This window comes from Paenibacillus amylolyticus (assembly GCF_051136285.1).
In the GTDB taxonomy this organism is placed as follows: domain Bacteria; phylum Bacillota; class Bacilli; order Paenibacillales; family Paenibacillaceae; genus Paenibacillus; species Paenibacillus amylolyticus_F.
Genome location: NZ_CP194938.1, coordinates 6,309,284 through 6,333,699, shown reverse-complemented (window position 1 = coordinate 6,333,699; position 24,416 = coordinate 6,309,284). Strand labels below are relative to the sequence as shown.

The following is a 24,416-nucleotide window of genomic DNA, read 5'->3' as shown; positions in this document are numbered from 1 at the left end:
AGGCACATACACTTTCCCGTCTTTCTATAATAAACTTAATACACTTTCGTTTCCATGTTGTACCCTTCCAGGTTCTCTTTAACCCGTTGCAAGAATCGGCCGCAGATGACGCCATCCAGAATCCGATGATCGAGGGAAAGACACAAGTTAGCCATGGACCGAACACCGATCATATCGTTAATGACCACTGGTTTCTTCACAATAGATTCAAATGTAAGAATGGCTGCCTGTGGGTAGTTAATGATCGGTTGAGACAAGATGGAACCAAATGAACCTGTATTGTTCACCGTAAATGTACCACCCTGCATGTGATCCAGTTTCAGCGTGCCTTCACGTGTTTTGCGAGCCAGATCATCAATCTCACGAGCCAGACCTGCAATATTGCGCTGATCCGCCTGTTTGATTACCGGTGTAAGCACAGAATCCTCTGTACCAACAGCCATGGACAGGTTAATGTCCCGCTTCACGATAATTTTATCAACCGCCCATACCGAGTTCATGATGGGGTAATCTTTAATCGCATTCACGACACCCTTCATCATGAAGGAAAGATAGGTCAGGTTAATGCCCTCTTTCCGTTTGAACTCATCCTTCAGCTTGTTGCGCAGCATGACGAGATTCGTTACATCCACTTCAATCATCGTCCATGCGTGAGGGATTTCGGATACACTTTGACGCATATTCCGTGCAATTGCATTACGGACAGGGGTCACATCGATAAAGTATTCCGATCTTCCCTGTCCGCCGCCCTCCACTTCAATCTGCGGAATTTTGGGACTTTCGGTCAGATGAATACCAGAATGACGCACAGGAACCCCCACATCGGAAGCAGGAATAGTCTGCCCGGTTACACCGCTTGCAGCGACGGAACCTGTAGTTATACCTGTATCCCTGATTCCACTGAATGGTGAAGACGATGTTGACTGTACCGACTGATTGGCCGCAGCAGATGTTTGTGCAGACGCTGATGATGCACTCGCCTGACCACCTTGCGCAACATAGGCGAGTACGTCTTTACGTGTAATTCGACCGCCAGCACCTGTTCCCTGAACCTGCTGCAGATTCAGTCCATGTTCTGCTGCCAGGGACTGTACTGCAGGAGAATACCGATGACGCATCGGCTGATTCGGATCAAATGCAGCTGCACTTGAACCTTTAGCTATAGCAGGAGATTGCCCAGCATTCTGCTGAACTTGAGCTTGCTGAACTGGGTCCTCCTGATGTGCAGCAAGTGTTACCTGTTCAGCTATATCTTCATCCGAAGCAGCAACTTGCATGCGGCAGATGGCTTCACCTACAGCAATTGTTGTTCCTTCTTCCACCAAAAGATCACCCATAATGCCATCCACCGTAGATGGAATCTCGGCATTGACTTTATCCGTGATGACTTCACAGATCGGCTCGTACTGTTCCACACGGTCACCCGGTTTTTTCAACCATTTGCCTATGGTAGCCGAGACCAACGATTCCGCGAGCTGCGGCATAATGACCTCGATCCATTTCATACGTTCAGCCATTGATTTATCACTCCAAACTTTAATCTATCTTCATCTATCAATACTCTGCAAGTTCGCGCATGGCTGCTTTGGCTTTATCCTTGCTCAGCATATAAAATTTCTCCAGCGTTGGGCTGATTGGCATGGCTGGTACATCCGGACCGCACAGACGCTGAATAGGTGCATCCAGATCAAAGAGACATTCCTCACTGATGATGGCCGCCACCTCTGCACCCACACCACCGGTTTTGTTATCTTCATGTACGATGAGCACCTTGCCTGTCAACCGCGCAGAAGCGATGATCGCTTCACGGTCGAGCGGCTGTAATGTACGCAGATCCAGTACATGTGCCGTGATGCCCTCTTCCCGTTCCAACTCTTCAGCGGCTTGCATGACAAAATGCAGTGGCTGACTGTACCCGATAACTGTAATATCCGCACCTTCACGAAGCACATTGGCCTTACCAATTGGAACGATGTAATCATCCTCAGGCACATCTTCCTTGATCAGCTTGTAACATTTTTTATTTTCAAAAAAGAGTACAGGGTCCGGGTCGCGGATAGCCGCTTTAAGTAATCCTTTGGCGTCATACGCCGAGTAAGGAGCAATAATTTTAAGCCCCGGTGTACCAAAGAAAATCGATTCCGGACACTGGGAGTGGTAAAGCCCACCGAAGATACCCCCGCCGATTGGTGCACGAATAACAATTGGACAGCTCCAATCATTGTTAGAGCGATAGCGGATCTTGGCAGCTTCACTAATAATCTGATTCGTTGCCGGCAACATAAAGTCCGAATATTGCATTTCAGCAATCGGCTTCATACCGTACATGGCTGCACCAATCGCTACCCCAGCGATTGCAGATTCGGATAAAGGCGTATCCATGACACGCATTTCACCAAATTGATCCTGCAACCCTTTGGTTGTGGTGAACACGCCACCCTTTACACCTACGTCCTCACCAAGAATAAAAACATTCTCGTCCCGTTCCATCTCTTCTTTCATCGCGAGACGGATTGCATCAATATATTCCATCATAGCCATGATTACCGTCCCCCTTCTTCGCTGTCCGCATAAACATGCGTCAGTGTATCCTCAGGTTTCGGATATGGCGCGTTGTCTGCATATTCAGTTGCTTCCTTCATTTCCAGCGCAAGCTGGGAAGCCAGATCAGCATCCTGGGTTTCATCCCAGATGCCACATTCGATCAAGTAATTTTTCATGCGAAGCACGCCGTCTTTCTTCCAGTTTTCCTCAACTTCTTCCTTGGTCCGATAGGCCAGATCATTATCCGAAGTGGAGTGTGGGGACAGACGATACATCATCGCTTCAATCAGTGTTGGTCCTTCTCCTGCGATGGCACGCTGGCGCGCTTCCTTCACGGCCGCATATACCTCAAGTGCATCATTGCCATCGACACGCAATCCTGGGAAACCATAACCCAGCGCACGATCAGAGATTTTGCCAGCAAGCTGCTTGTGAATAGGAACCGATATTGCATATTGATTGTTCTCACACATGATGATAACTGGCAGCTTTTGCACACCTGCAAAGTTTGCCCCTTCGTGGAAATCGCCCTGGTTGCTCGAACCTTCACCAAATGTAACAAAAGAAACGAAATCTTTCTTCTGCATTTTGGCAGCAAGAGCGAATCCTACCGCATGAGGAACTTGTGTAGTAACCGGACTGGAGCCGGTAACGATACGCAGCTTCTTGTGACCGAAGTGACCTGGCATCTGCCGTCCACCGCTGTTCGGGTCTTCCGCCTTTGCAAATGCAGACAGCATCAGCTCACGCGGCGTCATGCCTACCGCCATAACGAAACCGTAATCGCGATAATAAGGTAAGTAAAAATCGTGATCTCGATCCAGACCAAAAGCTGCGCCGACTTGAGCAGCCTCCTGACCTACACCGGATACGTGAAAGTTAATTTTGCCAGCTCGCTGTAAGAGCAAGCACCGCTCGTCAAACTTGCGTGCAAGCAGCATGTATTTGTACATATCCAATACTTCTCCATCGCTAAGTCCCAGCTGTTGATGCCGATGAACCGCGTCTGCAGTACCTTGTGAACTCATATGAGGTACCTCCTTTTAATCAAAGCCTTTGCAAGTCCTACTACCCGATCTTATAACCTGGTACTAAGACTTGGCTTAACCTTATTATAATCCCTTTTACCCAAAAAAGGAAAGGACCTTTCTCACTAGGGGTGTCCGGCTTACATTCCAATTGCTTTTCCATCCACAGCCAGCATAGCTTCGCCCATGATTTCTGACAGTGAAGGGTGCGGATGAATGGTCTGTCCAACCTCCCATGGCGTTGCATCCAGCATCTGTGCCAATGAAGCTTCAGCAATCAGTTCCGTAACGTGGGTGCCAATCATATGTACTCCCAAAATATCATTCGTTTTGGCATCCGCAATGACCTTCACGAATCCGTCACGACTTCCGTGAATCAGGGACTTGCCGATTGCCTGGAACGGGAACTTGCCGGTTTTGATCTCGTACCCTCGTTCTTTGGCTTCCTTCTCGGTAAAACCGATACTAGCCGCTTCCGGACGTGTATATACGCAACGCGGGATACGATGTGCCTCAACCGGATGCGCGCTCTCGCCAGCAAGATGATTCACTGCCAGTATGCCTTCGTGACTTGCGGCATGTGCGAGCTGTAATCCGCCAATGCAGTCACCAATCGCATAGATATGGCCTTCCCCAGTCTGCAGATGTTTGTTGACCGCAATAAAGCCGCGTTCAACTTTTATATCCGTGTTCTCCAGTCCGATATTTTCTACGTTAGCCTGACGTCCTATAGACACGAGCATTTTTTCAGCAGTCAGCGTTTCTACCTTATCTCCCGCAAGCTGCACATCGATGTTCACGTTCTGATCTTCGGTACGGTAGCTATCCGTCATCAGTTTAGCACCAGTAAGGAAACGCACGCCACGTTTGCCCAGTAAACGCTGCATTTCTTTCGCTATATCTTCATCTTCTGCAGGGAGCACATGAGCTGCCGCCTCAACTACCGTCACACTCACGCCAAAATCATTCAGCATGGAGGCCCATTCAAGGCCGATGACTCCACCACCCACAATGAGGATTGAAGTAGGCAGCTCGTCCATGCGAAGCGCTTCATCACTGCTCATAATATATCTTCCATCCGGCTCAAGGCCCGGCAGCACACGCGGACGGGAGCCCGTAGCTATAATCAGGTTGGTTGGAACAACCGTGTCCATCTCACCATCCTCGAATTCTACCGCTACTGCTCCACTCTGCGGTGAGAAGATGGAAGGCCCGATTACACGTCCTTTGGCGTGTATAACCTCAATTTTATTTTTTTTCATCAAATACTGAACGCCCTGATGAAGTTGCTCTACAATTGCATCTTTACGTGCCTGAACTTTCGGGAACACCAAGGTTGCTCCAGTCGTCTCAATCCCATAGCTCTCGCTGTCCTGAATTTCGGCATACATCTCGGCACTCTTCAACAACGCTTTGCTCGGGATACAGCCACGATGCAGGCACGTTCCACCAAGCTTGTCCTTTTCAATAATAACGACCTTTTTTCCAAGTTGCGCGGCACGGATGGCAGCAACGTATCCTCCCGTTCCTCCGCCTAGTACAGCAACATCACATGGTATTGGCATCTCTATGTCTCCTCTATATACTCATTTTTTTGAATATATAATTTGAACTAAAGCTTTACACAGCCCACTACGATGACAGAATAACCTTTCAATCGCTGTTATCCCCAGATTTTTTGATTCCTTTTTCAAAAAGAGAAAATCTGGGGATAAGCGTATGCTTCCGATGTAGCTTTCTTTCAGAAAGCTTTTAGGCGAACACTTCGTTTTTCCAGGTTTTTTCTGTCCTCTCCGTTAATGTGTAAAAAATAGTTCAACTTATATAAATAATAATAAAATGATTGTTGGCACCTTAATATATTGCATACCCTCTATATACCATTGTACTCTCCTTGCGCAGTCAACTCAAAGTTTGACCATTCTCGCATGGACAAGTTGATACATTCCAAGCTATGATATAAGCAGGGATTCCCTGTAAGCGTAACCTTTATTTTATGTCTACTCTGGCAGAAAGGGTATAATGCTCATGAATACAAAAATAGTCTTTGCGCGATTCCTCGCGATAATTGTACTTGTCATTCCCGGATTAATGGCCATGAAGGGTTTTCTGATGATGAAAGATGCCCTGTTTCTATATTACGCTGAGCACGGTAACGACCTGGCTGCTCCCGGCTTCCAGTGGCTTTCCTTCCTGGGCGGGCTTGTGCTTTTTGCGGCAGGCATGAGTTTTCTGGGCGGCTGGATTCTGTTTCGTGACCGCAAACGTAATTATGTTGGCCCCCGTTTCCGCTCGAAAAAACAACCTGAACAGATTGAAACACCCGGAAGCAGTTCATGATTCCGGGCTTTTTATTTTTTCCATAGTATATTCATTTTGAAGATAAAAGAAGACGCGGAGTAATTTCCGCATCATTGGCAAAATTCATTCATATAAAGCATCCCGCAATTTAGTGGACATACGTGACTCTTTCGAAGAGGATTTCAGAATCGTTCTGCGCAGCGTGAGATTGCTCGCCTGCAGCCGTTCAGCTTCTGTCAACAGCTCCATAAATAAAGCCTGTGCGGCCTCATCCAGCTTGCCCTCTTTGTTCAGGTCTTCATAACGCTGCTTCAGTGTGGATAATGCTTCGTTCATTCGTAACACCTCTTTTCAGATAACTCCTTGGACTCCAACTTTCGGAACCTACATCGTAACAATCCATATAGTAACACAAACTGCTTCATATTAGTTCTGGCTCTTTCCAAAGAAGATGTGGTAATCTGTAATGGTCGCTTTTTTTGAATTCCGTATGCGAGAGGGGTAGCAACACCGTGCAAACTGGACGTATTACCGTAATTACTGGACCCATGTTCAGTGAAAAATCCGGTGAACTTATTCGCCGTTGTCAAAAACTTATTCAATTTGGCCGTAAAAAGGTCGTTGCCTACAAACCAGCCGAAGATGATCGTTTCGCTCAGGATGAGATTGTAAGCCGAATCGGCTACAGACTACCCGCCCATTCCATTCCTCGGCAATTAACGCCGGAATCCGTGCAGACAATTCTGAACCAAACCATAGATGCCGATGTTGTTGCCTTTGATGAAGTTCAATTTTTCAGCAGTGCGATCATGGAACTTGTCTCCGAACTGGCATACTGTGGCAAACATGTGATTGTTGATGGACTGAACATGGATTATCGCGGAAAAGAATTCGGATATATCGGCGGCCTGCTCGCCATGGCCGATGATATCGAGAAACTATCTGCGTTCTGCGCAGTCTGCGGCAGCCCGGATGCTGCTTTCACTCAGCGGATTGTCAACGGGGAGCCCGTTACTTTAGGTCCAGTTGTCATGATTGGTGATTCGGAGGCTTATGAGCCCCGCTGTCGATGCTGCTTTATTCCTCCTCACAAAGTGGAATGTTCGTCATAAAGCACTACCCAGTTTTACAGCAAAAGCCCATATTGGGCTTTTTTTATTGCAATAATATCATCAACATTTCCATGACTTCCACTGTTATTCAAGGAGCAGGCACAAAAAAGCACCGCTGTATGCGATGCTCTCCATATCATTTCCCGCTAGTCACGAGAAACAAAATATTTGTTGGTCATGTAATATGCGTCGCCACGAGACGTTTCAACCATTCCTTTTTTTGCATCCAGGAATACGATCTCTTTACATTTCGTGCAATACCATTTCGTACGCTTATAAGGAGATTCCGTGACGTAGGCCGTGCCGCATTTACAATCAATTTTCATCAATAGCTCGGTGGATTTATAAGCACTGGACAGACGTTCCAAGTTATCCTGCTGCTGCGTAGGCATAATCGTTTGCTGATAATCGGATAAATGATTTTGAACCTTAAAGTCTGCGACCAAGCTTGCATTTAATCCAAAAAACTCTTTGCCGATCTCTGTTACGAAGCGTCTCTCATTTCGATAACAATCGAGCCATTCAACAATCTGCTTATTTGACAGTGGAACCGTACCCTTGATACCGCTGTTTAAGGTGTAGGTCATGATGTATAAAGTATCGTCTTGTCTTCCTGAGTACATTAGAATCCTCCTTCGAATACATTTGCTAATGTACTACAAAAACGCGCATAAATCAAAGTAATGTTGTTTCGTGAGCGCATTTCTTCTTATTAAATGGGAAACATACCTCTCTCGTCCGCTAAAGACTTACAAGAACTGCATACACCTGTAACATTTCCCTGAGGAGCTGTATAATAAATAACACTTTTCACATCTTTCCTGCAAATGGAACAGTAGTTCCTCCTTTCCTTTTTTGGAGTGTAGTCCGATAGCTTCACTACGTTTTGCTGCCGTCGAAACCTTCGTAAGAAGCCCAGCCACTTCAAGTTCGCCTCACTCTTTCTTGTTCGCCTACCTTGTAGTCGTTTTTCTTGACCTGGGGAATTAAGTTACCTGTTATGTATACGATTCCAAGTTGTGCGCGCCCATCTCATATTTTATTCGACGTTTTAAGTGTTTTTCCTGTTTTAATCTCAGTACATATTAAAAAAACCGGCCAAATCTGTCCTCTCACGCTTGAGAAACAGCTGCCCAGCCGGTCTTTTTTATGATTTCATTTATAAAATGTGCCCAGTACTTCCAGATCGGATGAATGCTCGATCCGAAATGGGTAGATGAAGCCCTGCTTCAGTTTAGTAAACCTTCGCCCCCACAGATCCAGTCCGGATGTAAACTTATAGGCCTGGTATATAAATTTGGAGCAATAATTTCGCTCGATACTTAGAAGGTTCGTTTGCAAACGATAAAACTTCACCTGCTCATAATGCTCCTGAACCCATTCCGCTGCGCGAGTTCCAACCTGACAAAGCTTGGAGCGAAACACGATAAAACGATCTCCTTCATAAAAACGGGTAAGATACCATTCGAGTGTATCGGCAAAAACCGGTCCATAAGGATGTACATGATACACCTTTCCATCCAACCCAATAATACCCATGTGTCCAGCATAATAGGTTGACTCCGAGCTTGGCGTATAGACGATGTCCCCTGGCTCAAGTCTCATCGACGTCAATGCGCTGAGAGGCATGTCTTGCTGCATTCTTTTCACGGCTGAACGTTTACGACGCCCCTCTACCAATAAACGATGAAGTGCTCCGGCTGTGGCAAGATATACTTCCGACCATTTAATCCGTTTCATATTCGCGCGATGAAGCAAGCGCTGAATAAACGTAGCAGTTTTTTGCCCAGATGGTGAACTTTTTTTCATATGCTGCACTCCACTCTTGTCGAATTGTAATCTGGTTGCAGAGTCTTTGGATCCGTTTATTCAAGCTGTGAAAGCTTTCATTAGTCGTGTTAGTCTGTTATAGATTTTGATTATAATCTGTTTGGGGCTGCTCTTCAAATCAAGACTATTCTATCTTGTGCAAACCTCCCTCTTCATACCCGCATGATACAAAAAATAACCCCGGAAAATTTCCGAAGTTATCCTAAGACCTGCAATATAACTTATTCCACAACACCAAGTGCTTTATTTTTCTCTTTGAAACGACTGTTATGAGAAGAGACATAGGCTACTTTCTCTGCTTCCGGGTCCATATACAGCTTTGCACTGTTAACAGCCAGAGCAGCATCCGTAAATGTGCCGGCGATCAAATACAGCTTGCTTCCATAATCTACGAAATCACCTGCAGCAAAAATGCCAGGAATATTCGTCTGCAGCCTTTCGGTTGTGCTGACATGCCATTCTCCTAAATCTAATCCCCAATCACGAATAGGACCAAAATCACTCTTCATCCCATGATTGACGATCACTGCATCCACTTCAAGCATCTCGCTCTCTTCAGTTTCCATATGTGTAATGGTTACCTGTTCGATCATATCACCGCTCAAGCTATGAAGCTTCTCAATAGCGTAGGGCGTACGTACGTCAACTGAGGATTCTTTCATACGCAGCACGTTCCGTTCAAGTCCTCCAAAATAGTCGCGTCGATGCACTACCGTCACCTGTTCGGCCAAGCTCTCCAGCTCGTTCGCCCAATCCACAGCCGAATCTCCCCCGCCCGAAATCAGGATACGTTTGCCGCGAAAAGGCTCAAGTTCCTGCACCGTATAATGCAGATTAGACACTTCATAACGGTCCGCACCTTCAATCTCCAATTTGGCCATTTTGTAAATCCCGTATCCAATTGCCATAATGACGGTACGTGTCCAGTGCTGCTCCCCTGTAGCAGAAGTGAGTATAATGGTGCCATCCGGCCTACGTTCGAATCCTTCGATCTGTTGTTCAAATACGATTGTTGGTTCAAATGTGCGCGCTTGCTGTTCAAGCTGTCTAATCAAGTCTTCACACAAGATCGGAGTCACACCGCCAACATCCCAGATCATCTTTTCCGGATAAAAGAGCATCCGTCCGCCCAGTCTGTCACGCGCCTCAATCAATTTTGTCTTCAAATCACGCATACCGCTATAAAAAGCAGAGTACATGCCCGCCGGGCCGCCTCCGATGATCGTTACATCATAAAGTTCCAATTCTTGATTCATCTTTATAGGACCTCCATCCATTCGACCCCTAACGTCGACTATATGATATTGATTCTCATTATCGTTTAAGTCTAATGGAAATTGATTCAAATTACAATGGCTATATCATTTTCGCTCCTATATAATCTTATGTGCTTGATTCCCTCTATAATTAGCGTGCTCTGGGAGCGGCCAACAGTTTATCTACAACAAAATCGAGTTGTTTATTAATGGAATAGATATCTGAATAATAAAAGAAATCAAAATCAATTTCGATCAGACGGCCTTCTTTGACCGCCGTAATGTTACGCCATATCGGATTATCTGTTAGATTGTCTGCTCCTTCATACACGGAGCGAAACACATAGTCACCTATATATTCCGGGAGAACTTCCATCGAGATCGAAGAGCCCGCGGCGTCCGATACTACATCAATTTTGTTTTGCACTACTGTAGGAGCTTTCATTTCCAGATATTCATAGATCGCCTGAGACCCCCGACCAAATTGCTTGCTCTCCACAACGACCATCCCTTTTAGACCACCTTCAATAATGGAAATGGTTTTGTCTAATATGCCTGCATTTGCAAGAGTTTTTTTACCCTCTTCCACTTTGCTGTTAAGGTTGTTAATCAAGACTTCAGCTTCCTTCTCTTTGCCAAAAATGCTGGCTATGCTGTGAAGTCGTTCTTCTGTTGTCATTTTCTCATATGGAATATACACCGTTGGTGCAATATCTTTTAAAGTGTCATATGTCTCTTCTGAGGGAACAATAATGAGATCCGGATCAAGATCAATCACCGCTTCAGGATTCGGCTCAAACCAGGTTCCTAGTGAATTTACACCTACAAGCTCGCTCTTGTAAGCTGCGCCGCTGTATACATCTGAAGTAGCGATTGGCTTAACTCCAAGTGCAACAACATCACCTTGGAGATACAACACCACAACCCGTTTAGGATTTGCTGGAACAACAACATCTCCTTTAACCGTCGAGACGGTGCGTGTTTCATTGTCTTTGTTCGTCTGGCTTCCTGTGTCTGATGACACTGCCGTACTGCTGTTATTGGAACTGGCACCCGTTCCTTCGCCAGCTGCTGGTGTTGTTGCTGTACCTGAGGAGCAGGCTGCGAGGAGCATCGTTATGCTCAATAATGCAATCATAATCATACTTGAACCTGTTTTTCTTCTTTTCATTGGTGTAGACCCTCCGTCTATATATTGATAATGATTCTCATAATCAATATATCCCGACTTCCATCTTCGGCCAATGGACGATTCAGATATTTGCAATGGATGATCTTCTTTTCGTCCCGCTTCTCTCGTCTTCCGTTGATATAAGATCGGAGAGATTCCCACATGTTTTTTGAAGATGCGACTAAAATAATACACATCCGAATATCCCACTTCTGCTGCAATTTCACTCAGTGTTGCATCAGATCGTACAAGCAGAGTACGAGCCTTGGCGATCCGAGTCTGAATTAGATAATCAATTGGACTGTAACCCGTTTTTCGTTTAAATTGCATGGAGAAATGACGAGAACTGTAGTTAAATTGTTCAGCCAGAGAATCAAGCGTGATCTGTTCCCTGTAATGGTTCTGTATGTAACGAAGTGATTGTTTCACCGGATCAGCATGTTCTGTTTTGATCTCTTGCTCTGTTAGCTGAACCATCAATTCATGAATGAATTGGTAAAATAAACTTTTCGTATGAAGCAGATCCAGACTTCCAGACTGTACCCATGCATCTTCAATCTCATCCAGATAACGTAACAGTCTAAGCGGACTACTTGGTGTAAAGCCATATTGCAAAGAGAACGGTGCAACCTCAGACTGTGTCAATAACCACTTTTTGCGATAACTAGGAAAGGCAAGAAATGCTCTGTAATAGAGCAGAAGATATTCGAAATCTTCGTTGGCTTGGATATCCATTGAAGACCCTTTGGCCCCATGAAGCATGTAAAATCGCTCTGCCTTGTATGCTCGTCCATCCAATAGGAGGTCAGCCGACCCTCGAATCGTATATATAAAACCATTTGCCGGAAGTGTATAGGAACTCAGTTGTTCACCTGCCTCCATAACGATCCGGCGTATATCCAGAACCTTAACAGCAGCAAGATTCCAGCATTTCATCTGTTCGTCTAATTGCATCAATTACTCTCCAATCCTAGCCTCAAACGGAACAAAGGCCTTACAAGGTCATCATTCTTCCACACATCTGATAACATATGCGTAGCAGAGTTTCACTATTATACCTTATTATAAATGATAATAATTTTCATTATCAACTGTAATTTTAGAGTGGAATTGGATTTCATCTCATTAAGTGTTACGCTTATTTTGTTTCAGAGATCTTCGTAAACCACGCGGCCAATTCCTCTGTTTGATCCAATGTTGCAATCGGATCAAAGTACCACGAACGATCCGGACTCCAGATAAACACACGATCATTTTTAACCGCATCCAATGAGCTCCAGACCGGTTTGGATTTCAACTCTTCCAGTGTCAGATTATCTGCTGTTAGAATAATGTAGTCACCGGCAAATTCAGGAATCGCTTCCGATGATACTTCAACCAGTTGATCCTTCATTAAAATCTCTTTTTTATCTGCAGGAGGATTCAAACCAAGCGCATTGTAGACTGCCTGACCTCCCCGACCAAAATTATCACCAAAGGCCAACGGTCCTTTATCATAGAACTGCATGACCGACACCTCGGCTGCTGGATCAATTGCCTCACCGACGCGTTTTTTAGCATCTGCAATTCTTGCGTCATAATCGGCTAACCAGGCCTTGGATTCTTTTTCTTTATTCAGCACTTCTCCAAAGTAGGCGATCTCTTCATGGGTGTTTTTCAACTCCCCATAAGGAACAACCAAGGTAGGTGCAATTTTACTAAAGGAATCAAATAAATCAGGATTACCTGTCACAATCAAATCTGGTTCAAGTTCCAACACCTTTTCGAGAGAAATGGTTTCATATTCACCAATATTTTGCACACCCTCAAGTGATTCGATAAAATAAGGATTCTTCAGGTTCATCTCCGGTGTACCCACTGGTTTGATTCCCAGAGCAATCAGGCTTCCCAGATACAAGTCAACCACAATCCGTTTAGGTTCAGTGGGGATTGTAATATCTCCTTTAACTGTTGAGATTGTACGCGGTTCCGATTTTTTGCTTGGATTCTCCGCCGTTACTATCTTCGTTGAACTTGACGAACTGTTGCTTCCGGATGCATCTCCGCTTGAATTACTGGCAACTCCTGTAGAGCAGGCACTTAACAGTAATGTAAGACTTAGTAGAATACTCAGCAGCATTCCCGTTCTTGTCTGTCTGTTCATATTGATTGACCCTCCATGCTTATATTGATAATGATTATCACCATCAGTATAAACATACCTTCCACTTCCACCTCTGAAAATGTCATTTCGCGCCATATCTGATGTCAGATCAGGCCAATATAGGGGAGCTGAGGTCTTTTCTTTGAATTGCAAAGGAGAAAGACCTGTACGTTTCTTGAACATACGTCCCAAATAATATCCATCAGGATAACCGATGCCGGCGGCAATCTCATCCAACGTGGCGTCCGTTTGCAGCAACATCTCCTTGGCTTTGAACAAACGAAACTGAATCAGATAATCAATGGGACTGGTTCCAGTCGACTGCTTGAACTTGCGTGACAAACTTCTTGGGCTGGTGCCAATCATTTCTGCCAAAGTATGAAGCGTAAGTGGCTGGGTGTAGGAAGACTCTACAATTTCAATGACTTTGCTGACCTGATCCGTAATACTTGGATAGCGATTGGATACCCGAGGAATCTGTGATGATACCTGCTCCACAAAGGGATAGAACAAACTCTTGGCCTGAAAGTGCTGAATGGGGTTCTTTTGCTCCCACAAAAAGTACATCTGTTTCAGTTGCTCATATAAAATGGTTGGCATATTGGGTGTAAAGCCATAGTTCATTTGGAACGGATTGGTACGCTCCATTAATCTTCCCAGATCATTTCTCCCTCCACTAGGCAGGTTTGCTTTATACATCAAGTAATATAAGTGCAATCCGGATTCGCCTGCTTGTATGACCAACTTACTCCCTTTTCCTCCATGGAGAACATAAAAACGACTCACTTCATACGTTTGGCTGTCAATCGTCACTCCCGCTTCACCTTGAATGGTGAGTACAAAGGTACTTGTTGGAAATTTATATTTCATCTCTTCATATGCCTCTAATTCCATGTAACGGATATCTGTTATACTCACCGCAGCATAGTTCCAAAGGATATAATAATCATTCCACATTTTGCTAACCCATCTCCGTATACATAGATTGTGTCTGTACTCTACTCACTTATTGATAACCATTATCAATTATTATGACAAGATACGCAATACAACCGATGTAAATAGAACCATGATAAAGAGAGAAGGAAAACGAGGATATGAATTCAATCTCATCTGCAACCAAAAGTAGTTTCACTCCTTTATTTCTGAATTTAACTGTTATGGGTAGAGAGGAAATGCTTAAGCTTCTGAAGAAGCATGCTTACAGAATGCTTTTAGACCAACTTCTTCAGGTTCCTTCTGTCCTCTACGTTCTCGTATACATGTGTATTTTACTTCTAACATGGATGACTGATGGTATCATTTGCACAGATAATGCTGCCGGCAATCGCTTTACAACTTTTTTTGATCCGTGTGACCTCATCAATAATCTGATCTATGTTTTCATATTTTTGCTTCCTGTTGGTAACAACGGCGATGGATACTGACACCAGAGGAATAGGCCGCATCAGCCCGGAACGTCCTTCCCCCAGAACATATTGATTATGCCAATCATGTTCGTTGTAGAACGACTTTTTCATTTCCTCAAAACCTGAGATGACTTCTTCACTAATCTGTTGATAATCATGGTGATTCAGGATTGTAATAAAATCATCACCACCGATATGTCCAAGAAAAGCTTCAGGGAAACCAAAAAGCTTGCGAAGCAAGTTAGCTGTCGACTGAATAAGCAGATCCCCCATTTTGAAACCGTAGCTATCATTGTAGGATTTGAATTGATCGAGATCAACGTATAGTACGCTAAAATGGTCCATCTGAATCGCCTGATATAGCCGTTCGTCAATGATATGGTTTCCTGGAAGACCTGTCAGCGGGTTCATAAAAATCGCCATTTCAGCCCGCACATCAGCAACAGCAAGCAGTAAACGGCGAATACTCACAGCTCCATAAAAACTTTCCCCTGACGTGACCAGTACGAGATCATATATTTCCCCTTCATCTCGGTCCATTGCTAGAACACTGACATCTGTGATCTGTTCCGAGTAATCCAAGACCAGAGCCTGCGTGTTCATCACCAGTTCAACTGGGCGTCCCATATACAGGTTATAGCCATACTGGGTGCCAATCTGTTGAAAGAATCGAGGGCGCATCATCAATGACACACCCTTCTCCCCCATAACAGCTATACCTTCCAGACTGGGATTGGACTTGAAAAGATGATAGACAATATCACATTTTGTATCAGATTGTACTACAGGAATTGGTGCAGCAATCTCGCCTATTTGCGTAAACATACTATTCTACTCCTCTGTTCGTAGCCTCGAATCCATACTTTTAAATATATATGTAGGTCTTTGTCAATGGTCACATCGTACCACTTTCTACTTGAAAAAGCGTTAACTGGAGGTAAAAATTCATGAAATATTTCCTTTTTCTGAATTTTACTATAGGGTGCTTTCTTTATTGCTTAATGTGAAAATTTGAAAACAATCATGCAAAACTAAATTTCATCATTATGACCTTTGTTATTTCGTTATGCGAAAATACCGTCATTTACTGGATATATCTTAAATCCAATAAATAACGGTATTCGTTGGCACATATTACAGAAGTTAATCGGCTTGAAATGAACCAATTCAGATATAGGCCGCCAAAATTCATTTGGCTAGAATCGAATCTGAATTTTAAAATTTCCATTGCCGGATCACTGCTCCGGATCCTTTCAGCTAACCTTATGCTCAATTCTCAGCTTGTCAGCAACCATCGCGATGAACTCGGAGTTCGTTGGTTTCGACTTGCTGATGTTGATCGTGTAACCGAACAGGTGGCTGATGCTGTCGATGTTGCCACGTGTCCAAGCCACTTCAATGGCATGACGGATGGCACGTTCGACGCGGGACGGCGTTGTTTTGAATTTTTCAGCAATTGCCGGATAGAACGTTTTCGTAATCGCTCCCAAAATTTCGATATTGTTGTATACCATTGTAATGGCTTCGCGCAAATACTGATATCCTTTAATATGCGCTGGAACTCCGATTTCATGTATGATTGACGTGATGCTTGCATCCAAATTTTTGTGTTTGCCCATTGGTACAACATTGGACTTGTTCATAAACATAGAGGAAGAGCTGCTGCTTGTAGACATTGTTGTTTGCGTTCCAACAAGCTGACGTACCCGATTTGCTAATACTTCCATGTCAAACGGCTTAAGAATGTAATAAGAAGCCCCGAGTTGCACGGCACGCTGAGTGATGTTCTCTTGGCCGAATGCAGTAAGCATTATTACTTTAGGCTGCGGGGACAGATTCAGACCGCGCAGACGCTCCAGCACACCGAGTCCATCCAGATGAGGCATGATAATATCCAGAATCAACACATCCGGTACATCCCGAGTTTGTTCCAGCAATTGCAGTACTTCTTCACCATTGTATGCAATACCGGTTACTTCCATATCTTCCTGCTCGGATATATATTCGGCAAGCAAATTCGTAAATTCACGGTTATCATCGGCCAGCAATACCTCAATTTTTTGCAAAACGGTATCCTCCTTTTAATTAAAACCTTTTCTTTTACAATTACGTACATTTCCTTACACGTTAAATTTTCGACACGCCAAGTGAAATTCCTTCTGTCGAAAATTATTTTTCTTTATTTTTTTTTCTTGATCCTTTATAATAAATATTTTATTTCAACAAACGATATAATATGTTCACTTTCGACAAAAAAACCTTAAAGCTGTTTATCCAGCTTTAAGGTTTTTTGCTTGATCTTTTTTCATCATTACACCGGCATCCTGCAGCATCCACTCAATAAAGCATCCATAACCTGATTTCGGATCATTCACAAATACATGGGTCACTGCACCAATCAACTTCCCCTCCTGAACGATTGGGCTGCCACTCATCCCTTGAACAATGCCGCCCGTCTTATCGATCAGCTTAGGGTCTGTAATACGGAGTACAAGCCCTTTTGTCGCTGGCTCCGATTGATCGGCAACATGCACAATATTGATCGAGAAACGTTCTATCTGCTGCCCATCCACCACAGTGAGAATTTCGGCCGGCCCTTCCTTCACTTCATGTGAAAAAGCAACGGGAATGCCTTGGGAATACAAACTGTGGTCCGGGTTTTGAGACATTTTACCGAAGATGCCAAACGCCGTATTACGTTCAATATTGCCTAAGATTTTGCTTTCCTTAAGAAAATGGGCTCTTTTTTCACCCGGATCACCATTCTCACTTTTCGCAATGGATGTCACATTAGACTGTACAATTTGACCACTACCCACAACGATGGATGTTTGAGTATTCATATCCGTAATAACATGACCTAACGCCCCATATACCCCTTGATCAGGTGCATAGAAGGTAAGCGTACCAACACCAGCCGCTGAATCCCGAATGTACAATCCAAGTCTCCACGCTTTATCTTCTGCATCGTACGCTGGAGTTAACTTGGTTTTAATCGTTTCGTTGCCACGTTTTAGAACGACATCAATCCCCTGATTACGTTTGCCTGCAAGTTCGACGGCCTCGGATACACCAGCCACACCATCGAGCCGTTTGCCATCCATATGAGTGATCAAGTCACCCAATTTGATACCCGCAGCTTCACCTGGGGATTTTTGTTCATCCGGATTAGAACGTACCAGATGATGTCCAACAACCAGAATACCTGCAGATTTAACTTTAACGCCAATGGTTTGACCCCCGGGAACGACACGTAAATCAGGAATCACTTTTACATTTACGGTTTTGACAGGAATTTTCCCCCATAATTTCAAGGTTAATTTGGCATGTCCCGTCTGTTGAGGATGAAGATGCAAGGGTTGCTGCCGAGTGAGCTTCGACGCAGATTGATGATCCAGTCCAACGATATCCGGTCGATCAACGACTGCGCTTGAACCGGCAGGTACTGCCAGCCTGACGTCTGCTTGCCTGCCTGCGAATACCTGAACTTCATCAGGCAAGGAAGCATAACTTTGCATCGGCTGAATAACCTGGCTGAGTACACATAGAAAGAAAGCAAATAAAAGACCTAGCAATTTTCTCCTGAGGGGGGAATTCAATGGCTGTCACACTCCCTTTGCTTCTTTCGCTTGACGAAAGGTGGTCGCCAATTGCGTACCTTTAAGATAACCCTGCCCCCAGGCTTTTATTACTGTCAAACATTACGCCAGCCGTTCGTTTCACCCTTTTTTGGCTTCCGCCAAATTCAGCATTTCCTGTGCATGATGCAATGTTTTTTCTGTAATTTCCACACCACCAAGCATACGTGCCAATTCCTTCACTCGTCCTTCATCAGACAGCGATTCCACTTGAGTCATCGTACGTCCGTCATAAACATGCTTCTCAATCAGATACTGATGATCAGCCATACAAGCCACTTGTGGCAAGTGGGTAATGGAGAACACCTGGCACGTTGAAGACAAACGGTGAAGCTTCTCTGCAATGGATTGTGCTGCCCGGCCGCTAACCCCTGTATCCACCTCGTCAAAAATCAATACCGGAATCCGATCATGTCGAGCAAAAATACTTTTCATCGCCAGCATCATTCTGGATAATTCTCCACCCGAAGCGATTTTGCCTAATGGACGGAGTGGCTCTCCCGGGTTTGGTGAGATCAGGAATTCCGCACTGTCGGCACCATGGCGGCTTAATCGAATTCGGCGTCCATTCCATTCAATGCCTTTTGTATCTTCAGCCGGCACAATCTGAACCCGAAGTGACGTTCTCTCCATCTGTAAGTCCTTTAGTTCGCTCTCCACCTGAGCAGCCAGTTCCTCTGCACATTGCTTGCGTACTTTACTAAGCTCCTCAGCCGATTCCATCACAAGCAGCAAAAATTTATCTCGTTCTGAACGGAGCTTCTCCAATCGTTCATCCTTGTTTTCGAGCTGGTCGGTTTCATAGCTGATCTGTTCATAATAATTCATAATAAGTTCTACACTGTCCCCATATTTACGCTTCAGTCCAGAGAGAAGATTCAATCGCTGCTCGACTTCCTCTAATCTGCCAGGATTGAATTCGATGCGTTCGCGGTAATCCCGCAACTGAAACGCGGCATCCTCCAGTTGATAAAAAGCAGACTGTAATTGCTCCAGAATAGGCTGCAATCCTTTGCTGTCATATCCTGAAATATCCTCAATTCGGGATAAAGCGATACTTACCGCCTCTAACCCTCGTTGACCACTCAGCAGCTCATATGCACCAGCAACGCTGTCCATCATTTTCTCGCTATGGGATAGTTTGACCCGTTCTTCGCCGAGTAATTCATCCTCCCCGCGGGTAAGGCCAGCAGCAGCAATCTCTTCAAGTTGAAAACGATACATGTCGAGCAGCTGGTAAGCCCGCTGGCTTGACTCCTGAAGTGCGCGCAACTCTTTCTCGGCCGCGATAAATTTGTTGTATCGCTCCTGATATTCGGCTTTAACCGGACCGATGATATCGGAGCCATACGTATCCAGTAGTCCGAGATGACTTTCTGCACGCAGCAGACTCTGATGCTCATGCTGACCATGTATGTTGATCAGCTTCTCGCCCACTTCTCGTAGCATCGTTAAGTTTACAAGCTGCCCGTTAATCCGTGATGTACTTTTGCCTTGTGTGTTCAATTCACGCCGAATCACCAGATGCTCTTCAGGCTCACAATGAATACCCAGCTTTTCTAACGTGCTCCACACCGGATGACTAGGTTCCATCTCGAACAGCGCTTCCATCTCTGCCTTGTCACATCCATAACGGATCAGATCGGCTGAACTTCGTCCCCCGGCAATCAAACCGAGAGCGTCTATAATAATGGATTTACCTGCACCGGTTTCCCCGGACAACACATGAAATCCCGGATGAAAGACCACATCCACTTCTTCCACCACGGCGAGATTGCGAATCGATAACGTAACTAACATCTGCAAAAACACCTCCGGCTGATTTAAGCAATATATCCCATGATGCGCTCAATAACAGTGACACTGTTTTCTTCTGTACGGCAAATAATAAGGATGGTATCATCTCCACAGATCGTGCCCATCACTTCAGTCCACTCAATATTGTCAAGCAGTGCAGCAATGGAGTTCGCTGTTCCCGGCAAACATTTCATGACCACGAGATTGTTTGTGTGATCAATGTGAAGAAAGTTATCCACGAGAGCACGCTTGAGCTTTTGAATCGGATTATAGCGTTGATCAGTGGGCAAGGAGTACTTATATCTCCCGTCATCCATTGGAATTTTGATTAACAGGAGTTCCTTGATATCCCGAGATACTGTTGCCTGTGTAACCTGAAAACCCGATTTACGAAGCGCTTCAACCAGATCATCTTGGGTTTCTATTTCATTTTGGCTAATAATTTCACGAATCTTAATATGTCGTTGTCCTTTCATATATACCTCCATTTAAAATATATTGCAATTCAGCGGCAATTGCTCTACAGCAATGCTTTTCAATCCAGTATTTTTGCTTACTATATATTAGTCCAAGTCCTCTCCATCATACACGTCTTCCTGATAATCCATAAGCCTGATTACAATAATATCGGAATCTTCAAGGTCTACATACAGCAATCCTTCACATCCGGGATATAATAACAAATACGGAAGGAAACGATCCCTGATCGCAGGCCCGCTCAGTTCGAGCGGCTGTCTGCGACGAGATGTTTTGACCAAGTATCTGGCATCTTCCCGCTCCGCAACATAATCAATAAATAACCTGCTGTATAATACAGAATCATCCGCTTCAAAGGCTAGTGGTACTTTCATTTTCCCGCTGATCACGTCATACCCATTTGCTTCAAGCAAAGACAGGGCTGGAGAGTCTTGAATGTTCTCATTGAGCTGCAATTCTGCCAAGCTTACCGGAATGGGCCGATTCATCCAACTACGCAATCCGAAAAACAACCATACGATTAAACAGACAGCAAAAACACCAATAACGATGGTGTCATATTGACCATTCATCACGGCTCACCTCGATGACATATTCGAGATCGAACAACCGTTTTCCTTTATCCCAAAACATCTTTCCAGCGAAAAGAAACCCATCCTATGATGAGTTTCCCGTAAAAGTATGTGCGGCTTCTTTGGCCACTTGCTCTGCAAGTGCATCAAGTGAAGCCTCGTCGTTCTCTGGTTGTGTTGCCTCTGGTGCTTCCAGACGCCAGTGTGCGAGAAATTCGATATTGCCTTCCCCGCCTGTAATAGGGGAGAACGTCAGACCTTTCAAATTCAACCCGAGTTGATTCGCAAAATGTAACATCGTCTGCAAAACATCTTTGTGCACCTTTGGATCACGAACAACTCCGGATTTCCCCACTTTATCTCGCCCAGCCTCAAACTGTGGTTTAATTAACGCCACAATATCCGCAGGTTGCTGCAACAAAGCTAGCAGAGGTGGAAGTATAATACGCAAGGAAATGAAGGATACGTCAATGCTTGCAAAGTTTGGCACAGGACCATTTAAATCCTCAGGTGTGACATAACGAAAATTCGTACGTTCCATAACGGTGACCCGCTCATCATTACGTAGAGACCAGTCCAGTTGGTTATATCCAACATCAATAGCGTATACGTGGGATGCACCATGCTGAAGAGCACAATCTGTAAAACCACCGGTGGATGAACCGATATCCAGCATGACAAGATGATTCATATCCAGGCTGAAGTGACGGATTGCCTTTTCAAGCTTTAGTCCACCTCTGCCTACATAAGGATGCACCGAGCCTTTTACCTTCAGTTCAGCATCCCTGGGAATTTTCATGCCCGCTTTTTCAATCGGTTCATTATTGGCGTAAACAAGTCCAGCCATAATCGCAGCCTTTGCCTTCTCACGGCTTTCGTAGTAACCCTGTTCCACCAACAGCACATCAATTCGTTCTTTCGGGAGTGACATGTCTTTCTCCTATCCGCTAATAATTCATTACGTTTGATACCATGATTAGGAAGGGAACCGTGTTTTGGACATTCCGTATGAAGATTGAACCGCCATTTTGCGCAGTTCGGCGCATACATTCTCCACCGTAAGACCCACTTCTTCACGCTGTTCCTTGATGCTGCCATGCTCGATAAAACGATCCGGGATGCCCATCAGATGCACATGAACATCATGCATTCCTTGCTCAGCATAAAACTCCAACACCGCACTTCCCATACTTCCCGCTTGAGAGGTCTCTTCAAGTACAATCAGTTTTGTCCCCCGGACAGCCAGATCACGCAGCATTTGTTCATCTAACGGCTTGAGGAAACGTGCATTGATTACGCCAGCATTCATTCCATCACGCTTAACTGTATCTGCTACTTCCTCAGCCAGCTGAACCATCGATCCTGATGCTATAATGGCATACCCTTCTGCTGGCCGTAGCTGTTCCCAAGTTCCAATTGGAATTGGCACCAGAACATCGTCCAAAGGTACACCCACCACATTATTACGTGGGTAACGATACGCAATCGGACCTTCATTATAATCAAGCGCCGTTTTCATCATGTGGCGCAGTTCATTCTCATCTTTTGGCATCATTAGTACGATATTCGGGATGTGACGCATAAACGCAACATCGTATACCCCTTGATGTGTCTCACCGTCCGGCCCAACGAAACCTGCACGATCAATTGCAAATATCACATTTGCATTATGGCGACAGATATCATGAACGATCTGGTCATATGCACGTTGCATAAACGTAGAGTAGACGGCATAAACCGGTTTCAGCCCTTCCATTGCCAGTGCGGCGCACATTGTGGCTGCATGCTGCTCAGCAATTCCCACATCAATCATGCGATCCGGAAACTCTTTGCTGAATGGAATCAAACCTGAACCTGTAGGCATAGCAGGTGTAACGGCAACAATACGTTTATCCTGTTTGGCAAGTTCAATCAGTGTCTGACCAAACACTTCCGTATACATCGGTTTACCAACCGCTTTAAGCACTTGACCTGATTCAATTTTGTATGGCGAAATACCGTGCCACTTATGAGAATCGGCCTCAGCAGGCTGATAACCTTTGCCCTTGGTAGTGAGCACATGAACCATCACAGGACCATCTACATTGTCAGCCTGTTTGAATGCCTCAACTAATTGTGATATGTCATGACCGTCAATTGGTCCTAAATACGTAAAACCCAGTTCTTCAAAAAGAACACCGGGAACCATCATATATTTGACGCTATCCTTAATCCAACTTGCTGACTTCGCCAGACGATCACCAATGGCCGGAATCTTTTTGAGAATTCCTTCTACATCATCTTTTGCTTTCAAATAATGACGATCTGAACGAATTTTACTCAAATATTTGTGCATAGCTCCTACATTTGGTGCAATGGACATTTCATTATCATTCAAAATAACCATCAGCTTCCGCTGTTCATGACCGATATGATTCAAAGCTTCAAACGCCATACCACCCGTAAGCGCTCCATCACCAATGATCGCGATAACTTGATTATCCTCACCTTTTAGATCACGAGCGAGAGCCATACCCATAGCAGCTGACAAAGAAGTGCTGCTGTGTCCGGCTTCCCATACGTCATGTTCACTTTCGTTCCGTTTGACAAATCCGCATAATCCGTTCTGTTGGCGCAAGGTATCGAAGCGATCCATTCGCCCCGTCAGAACTTTATGCACATATGCCTGGTGCCCTACATCAAAAATCATTTTATCCGTTGGACTATTGTAGCAGTAATGCAGGGCCACCGTGAGCTCAACCACTCCTAAGTTCGGCGCAAGATGCCCACCTGTAACAGACAGCTTCTCAATTAGAAACTGCCGGATCTCTGCTGACAAAAGAGCAAGATCATCCTGGGACATCACCTTTAGATCACTGGGTTGTTTAATTTGTGGAAGCAGCACGAGAATCTCCCCGCTTTCCTAGAATGTTTGTTTATTGGATGTATATCATTTATTATGCGTAATGGATTGAATAACATTGAATCATTATACCATAAAAGAACAAGAATCATAATTTACAGCCCATTACATCCGATTACGAGTTATTCGTTCACGGATCATATCCGACGCTCTGTACTATGTATTCTTGAATGATGTGAAAAAGCTTGCGTTTTTATGACATGAAAAAGGCCATTACTATCATTACACCGCTCATT

The 24,416-nt window shown here is 44.6% G+C and carries 20 protein-coding genes; 2 read left to right on the top strand and 18 right to left on the bottom strand.

All coding sequences use genetic code 11. From position 1 onward, the window contains the following. Positions 1-35: 35 nt before the first annotated feature. The 4 genes from ACR8BL_RS27570 to lpdA all read right to left on the bottom strand — a co-directional run bounded on the left by ACR8BL_RS27570 (position 36) and on the right by lpdA (position 5,137). A complete protein-coding gene (locus ACR8BL_RS27570; protein ID WP_434750485.1) occupies positions 36-1,517 on the bottom strand; it encodes a dihydrolipoamide acetyltransferase family protein in 1,482 nt (493 codons plus the stop codon). A gap of 37 nt (positions 1,518-1,554) precedes the next feature. Continuing rightward, entirely contained in the window at positions 1,555-2,541 is a 987-nt protein-coding gene (locus ACR8BL_RS27565) for an alpha-ketoacid dehydrogenase subunit beta (RefSeq protein WP_434750484.1), read from the bottom strand. A 2-nt stretch (positions 2,542-2,543) separates the two neighbouring features. Further along, positions 2,544-3,572: a thiamine pyrophosphate-dependent dehydrogenase E1 component subunit alpha gene (locus tag ACR8BL_RS27560; protein ID WP_434750483.1), complete on the bottom strand. Its 1,029-nt coding sequence runs from the start codon at positions 3,570-3,572 to the stop codon at positions 2,544-2,546. 140 nt (positions 3,573-3,712) lie between these two features. Next, positions 3,713-5,137, bottom strand: coding sequence for a dihydrolipoyl dehydrogenase (gene lpdA, locus ACR8BL_RS27555; protein ID WP_434750482.1), 1,425 nt, complete (start codon positions 5,135-5,137; stop codon positions 3,713-3,715). A 457-nt stretch (positions 5,138-5,594) separates the two neighbouring features. Between lpdA and ACR8BL_RS27550 the strand changes: the two genes are divergently transcribed. Beyond that, positions 5,595-5,912, top strand: a complete 318-nt coding sequence (locus ACR8BL_RS27550; protein ID WP_434750481.1) for a DUF2627 domain-containing protein — start codon at positions 5,595-5,597, stop codon at positions 5,910-5,912. A gap of 84 nt (positions 5,913-5,996) precedes the next feature. Here ACR8BL_RS27550 and ACR8BL_RS27545 read toward each other — a convergent pair whose 3' ends face one another. After that, positions 5,997-6,209, bottom strand: coding sequence for a hypothetical protein (locus ACR8BL_RS27545; protein WP_434750480.1), 213 nt, complete (start codon positions 6,207-6,209; stop codon positions 5,997-5,999). Between the two features lie 176 nt (positions 6,210-6,385). On the opposite strand from ACR8BL_RS27545, the gene ACR8BL_RS27540 reads away from it, so the two are divergent. Then, positions 6,386-6,985: a thymidine kinase gene (locus tag ACR8BL_RS27540; protein WP_434750479.1), complete on the top strand. Its 600-nt coding sequence runs from the start codon at positions 6,386-6,388 to the stop codon at positions 6,983-6,985. Positions 6,986-7,131: 146 nt separating this feature from the next. Here the strand turns inward: ACR8BL_RS27540 and ACR8BL_RS27535 are convergent, their stop codons facing one another. The 13 genes from ACR8BL_RS27535 to dxs form a co-directional block, all read right to left on the bottom strand. After that, positions 7,132-7,608 (bottom strand): hypothetical protein, encoded by a 477-nt coding sequence (locus ACR8BL_RS27535; RefSeq protein WP_434750478.1) that lies wholly within the window; start codon positions 7,606-7,608, stop codon positions 7,132-7,134. A 532-nt stretch (positions 7,609-8,140) separates the two neighbouring features. Then, positions 8,141-8,794 carry a hypothetical protein gene (locus ACR8BL_RS27530; protein WP_434750477.1) on the bottom strand — a complete coding sequence of 218 codons (654 nt, stop codon included), beginning with the start codon at positions 8,792-8,794 and terminating at the stop codon, positions 8,141-8,143. 242 nt (positions 8,795-9,036) lie between these two features. Next, positions 9,037-10,071, bottom strand: coding sequence for an NAD(P)/FAD-dependent oxidoreductase (locus ACR8BL_RS27525; RefSeq protein WP_434750476.1), 1,035 nt, complete (start codon positions 10,069-10,071; stop codon positions 9,037-9,039). Between the two features lie 151 nt (positions 10,072-10,222). Then, positions 10,223-12,196 carry an AraC family transcriptional regulator gene (locus tag ACR8BL_RS27520; RefSeq protein ID WP_434750475.1) on the bottom strand — a complete coding sequence of 658 codons (1,974 nt, stop codon included), beginning with the start codon at positions 12,194-12,196 and terminating at the stop codon, positions 10,223-10,225. Positions 12,197-12,380: 184 nt separating this feature from the next. Continuing rightward, entirely contained in the window at positions 12,381-14,303 is a 1,923-nt protein-coding gene (locus tag ACR8BL_RS27515; RefSeq protein ID WP_434756496.1) for an ABC transporter substrate-binding protein, read from the bottom strand. A 359-nt stretch (positions 14,304-14,662) separates the two neighbouring features. Beyond that, positions 14,663-15,619, bottom strand: a complete 957-nt coding sequence (locus tag ACR8BL_RS27510) for a GGDEF domain-containing protein (RefSeq protein WP_434750473.1) — start codon at positions 15,617-15,619, stop codon at positions 14,663-14,665. Between the two features lie 428 nt (positions 15,620-16,047). Beyond that, positions 16,048-16,860 (bottom strand): sporulation transcription factor Spo0A, encoded by an 813-nt coding sequence (gene spo0A, locus ACR8BL_RS27505; RefSeq protein ID WP_434758297.1) that lies wholly within the window; start codon positions 16,858-16,860, stop codon positions 16,048-16,050. A gap of 204 nt (positions 16,861-17,064) precedes the next feature. Beyond that, positions 17,065-18,393, bottom strand: a complete 1,329-nt coding sequence (gene spoIVB, locus ACR8BL_RS27500; RefSeq protein ID WP_434750471.1) for a SpoIVB peptidase — start codon at positions 18,391-18,393, stop codon at positions 17,065-17,067. Between the two features lie 120 nt (positions 18,394-18,513). Further along, on the bottom strand, positions 18,514-20,232 hold the full coding sequence (gene recN / locus ACR8BL_RS27495; RefSeq protein WP_434750470.1) for a DNA repair protein RecN: 1,719 nt from the start codon (positions 20,230-20,232) through the stop codon (positions 18,514-18,516). Positions 20,233-20,255: 23 nt separating this feature from the next. After that, a complete protein-coding gene (gene ahrC / locus ACR8BL_RS27490) occupies positions 20,256-20,705 on the bottom strand; it encodes a transcriptional regulator AhrC/ArgR (RefSeq protein ID WP_434750469.1) in 450 nt (149 codons plus the stop codon). A gap of 87 nt (positions 20,706-20,792) precedes the next feature. After that, positions 20,793-21,278: a hypothetical protein gene (locus tag ACR8BL_RS27485; RefSeq protein WP_434750468.1), complete on the bottom strand. Its 486-nt coding sequence runs from the start codon at positions 21,276-21,278 to the stop codon at positions 20,793-20,795. An 85-nt stretch (positions 21,279-21,363) separates the two neighbouring features. Further along, the gene (locus ACR8BL_RS27480) at positions 21,364-22,209 is read right to left on the bottom strand and encodes a TlyA family RNA methyltransferase (RefSeq protein ID WP_434750467.1); all 846 of its coding nucleotides are present in this window, start codon (positions 22,207-22,209) and stop codon (positions 21,364-21,366) included. Positions 22,210-22,254: 45 nt separating this feature from the next. Next, positions 22,255-24,162: a 1-deoxy-D-xylulose-5-phosphate synthase gene (gene dxs / locus ACR8BL_RS27475; RefSeq protein ID WP_434750466.1), complete on the bottom strand. Its 1,908-nt coding sequence runs from the start codon at positions 24,160-24,162 to the stop codon at positions 22,255-22,257. Positions 24,163-24,416 lie beyond the last annotated feature (254 nt).

Excerpts from the sequence above, each read along its gene's own strand:
- ahrC (WP_434750469.1), bottom strand. The coding sequence starts at position 20,705 with ATGAAAGGACAACGACATATTAAGATTCGTGAAATTATTAGCCAAAAT.
- ACR8BL_RS27480 (WP_434750467.1), bottom strand. The coding sequence starts at position 22,209 with ATGTCACTCCCGAAAGAACGAATTGATGTGCTGTTGGTGGAACAGGGT.
- ACR8BL_RS27565 (WP_434750484.1), bottom strand. The coding sequence starts at position 2,541 with ATGGCTATGATGGAATATATTGATGCAATCCGTCTCGCGATGAAAGAA.
- ACR8BL_RS27570 (WP_434750485.1), bottom strand. The coding sequence starts at position 1,517 with ATGGCTGAACGTATGAAATGGATCGAGGTCATTATGCCGCAGCTCGCG.
- ACR8BL_RS27530 (WP_434750477.1), bottom strand. The coding sequence starts at position 8,794 with ATGAAAAAAAGTTCACCATCTGGGCAAAAAACTGCTACGTTTATTCAG.
- ACR8BL_RS27510 (WP_434750473.1), bottom strand. The coding sequence starts at position 15,619 with ATGTTTACGCAAATAGGCGAGATTGCTGCACCAATTCCTGTAGTACAA.
- recN (WP_434750470.1), bottom strand. The coding sequence starts at position 20,232 with ATGTTAGTTACGTTATCGATTCGCAATCTCGCCGTGGTGGAAGAAGTG.
- ACR8BL_RS27550 (WP_434750481.1), top strand. The coding sequence starts at position 5,595 with ATGCTCATGAATACAAAAATAGTCTTTGCGCGATTCCTCGCGATAATT.
- ACR8BL_RS27535 (WP_434750478.1), bottom strand. The coding sequence starts at position 7,608 with ATGTACTCAGGAAGACAAGACGATACTTTATACATCATGACCTACACC.
- ACR8BL_RS27545 (WP_434750480.1), bottom strand. The coding sequence starts at position 6,209 with ATGAACGAAGCATTATCCACACTGAAGCAGCGTTATGAAGACCTGAAC.
- ACR8BL_RS27560 (WP_434750483.1), bottom strand. The coding sequence starts at position 3,572 with ATGAGTTCACAAGGTACTGCAGACGCGGTTCATCGGCATCAACAGCTG.
- ACR8BL_RS27525 (WP_434750476.1), bottom strand. The coding sequence starts at position 10,071 with ATGAATCAAGAATTGGAACTTTATGATGTAACGATCATCGGAGGCGGC.
- ACR8BL_RS27520 (WP_434750475.1), bottom strand. The coding sequence starts at position 12,196 with ATGCAATTAGACGAACAGATGAAATGCTGGAATCTTGCTGCTGTTAAG.
- ACR8BL_RS27485 (WP_434750468.1), bottom strand. The coding sequence starts at position 21,278 with ATGAATGGTCAATATGACACCATCGTTATTGGTGTTTTTGCTGTCTGT.
- lpdA (WP_434750482.1), bottom strand. The coding sequence starts at position 5,137 with ATGCCAATACCATGTGATGTTGCTGTACTAGGCGGAGGAACGGGAGGA.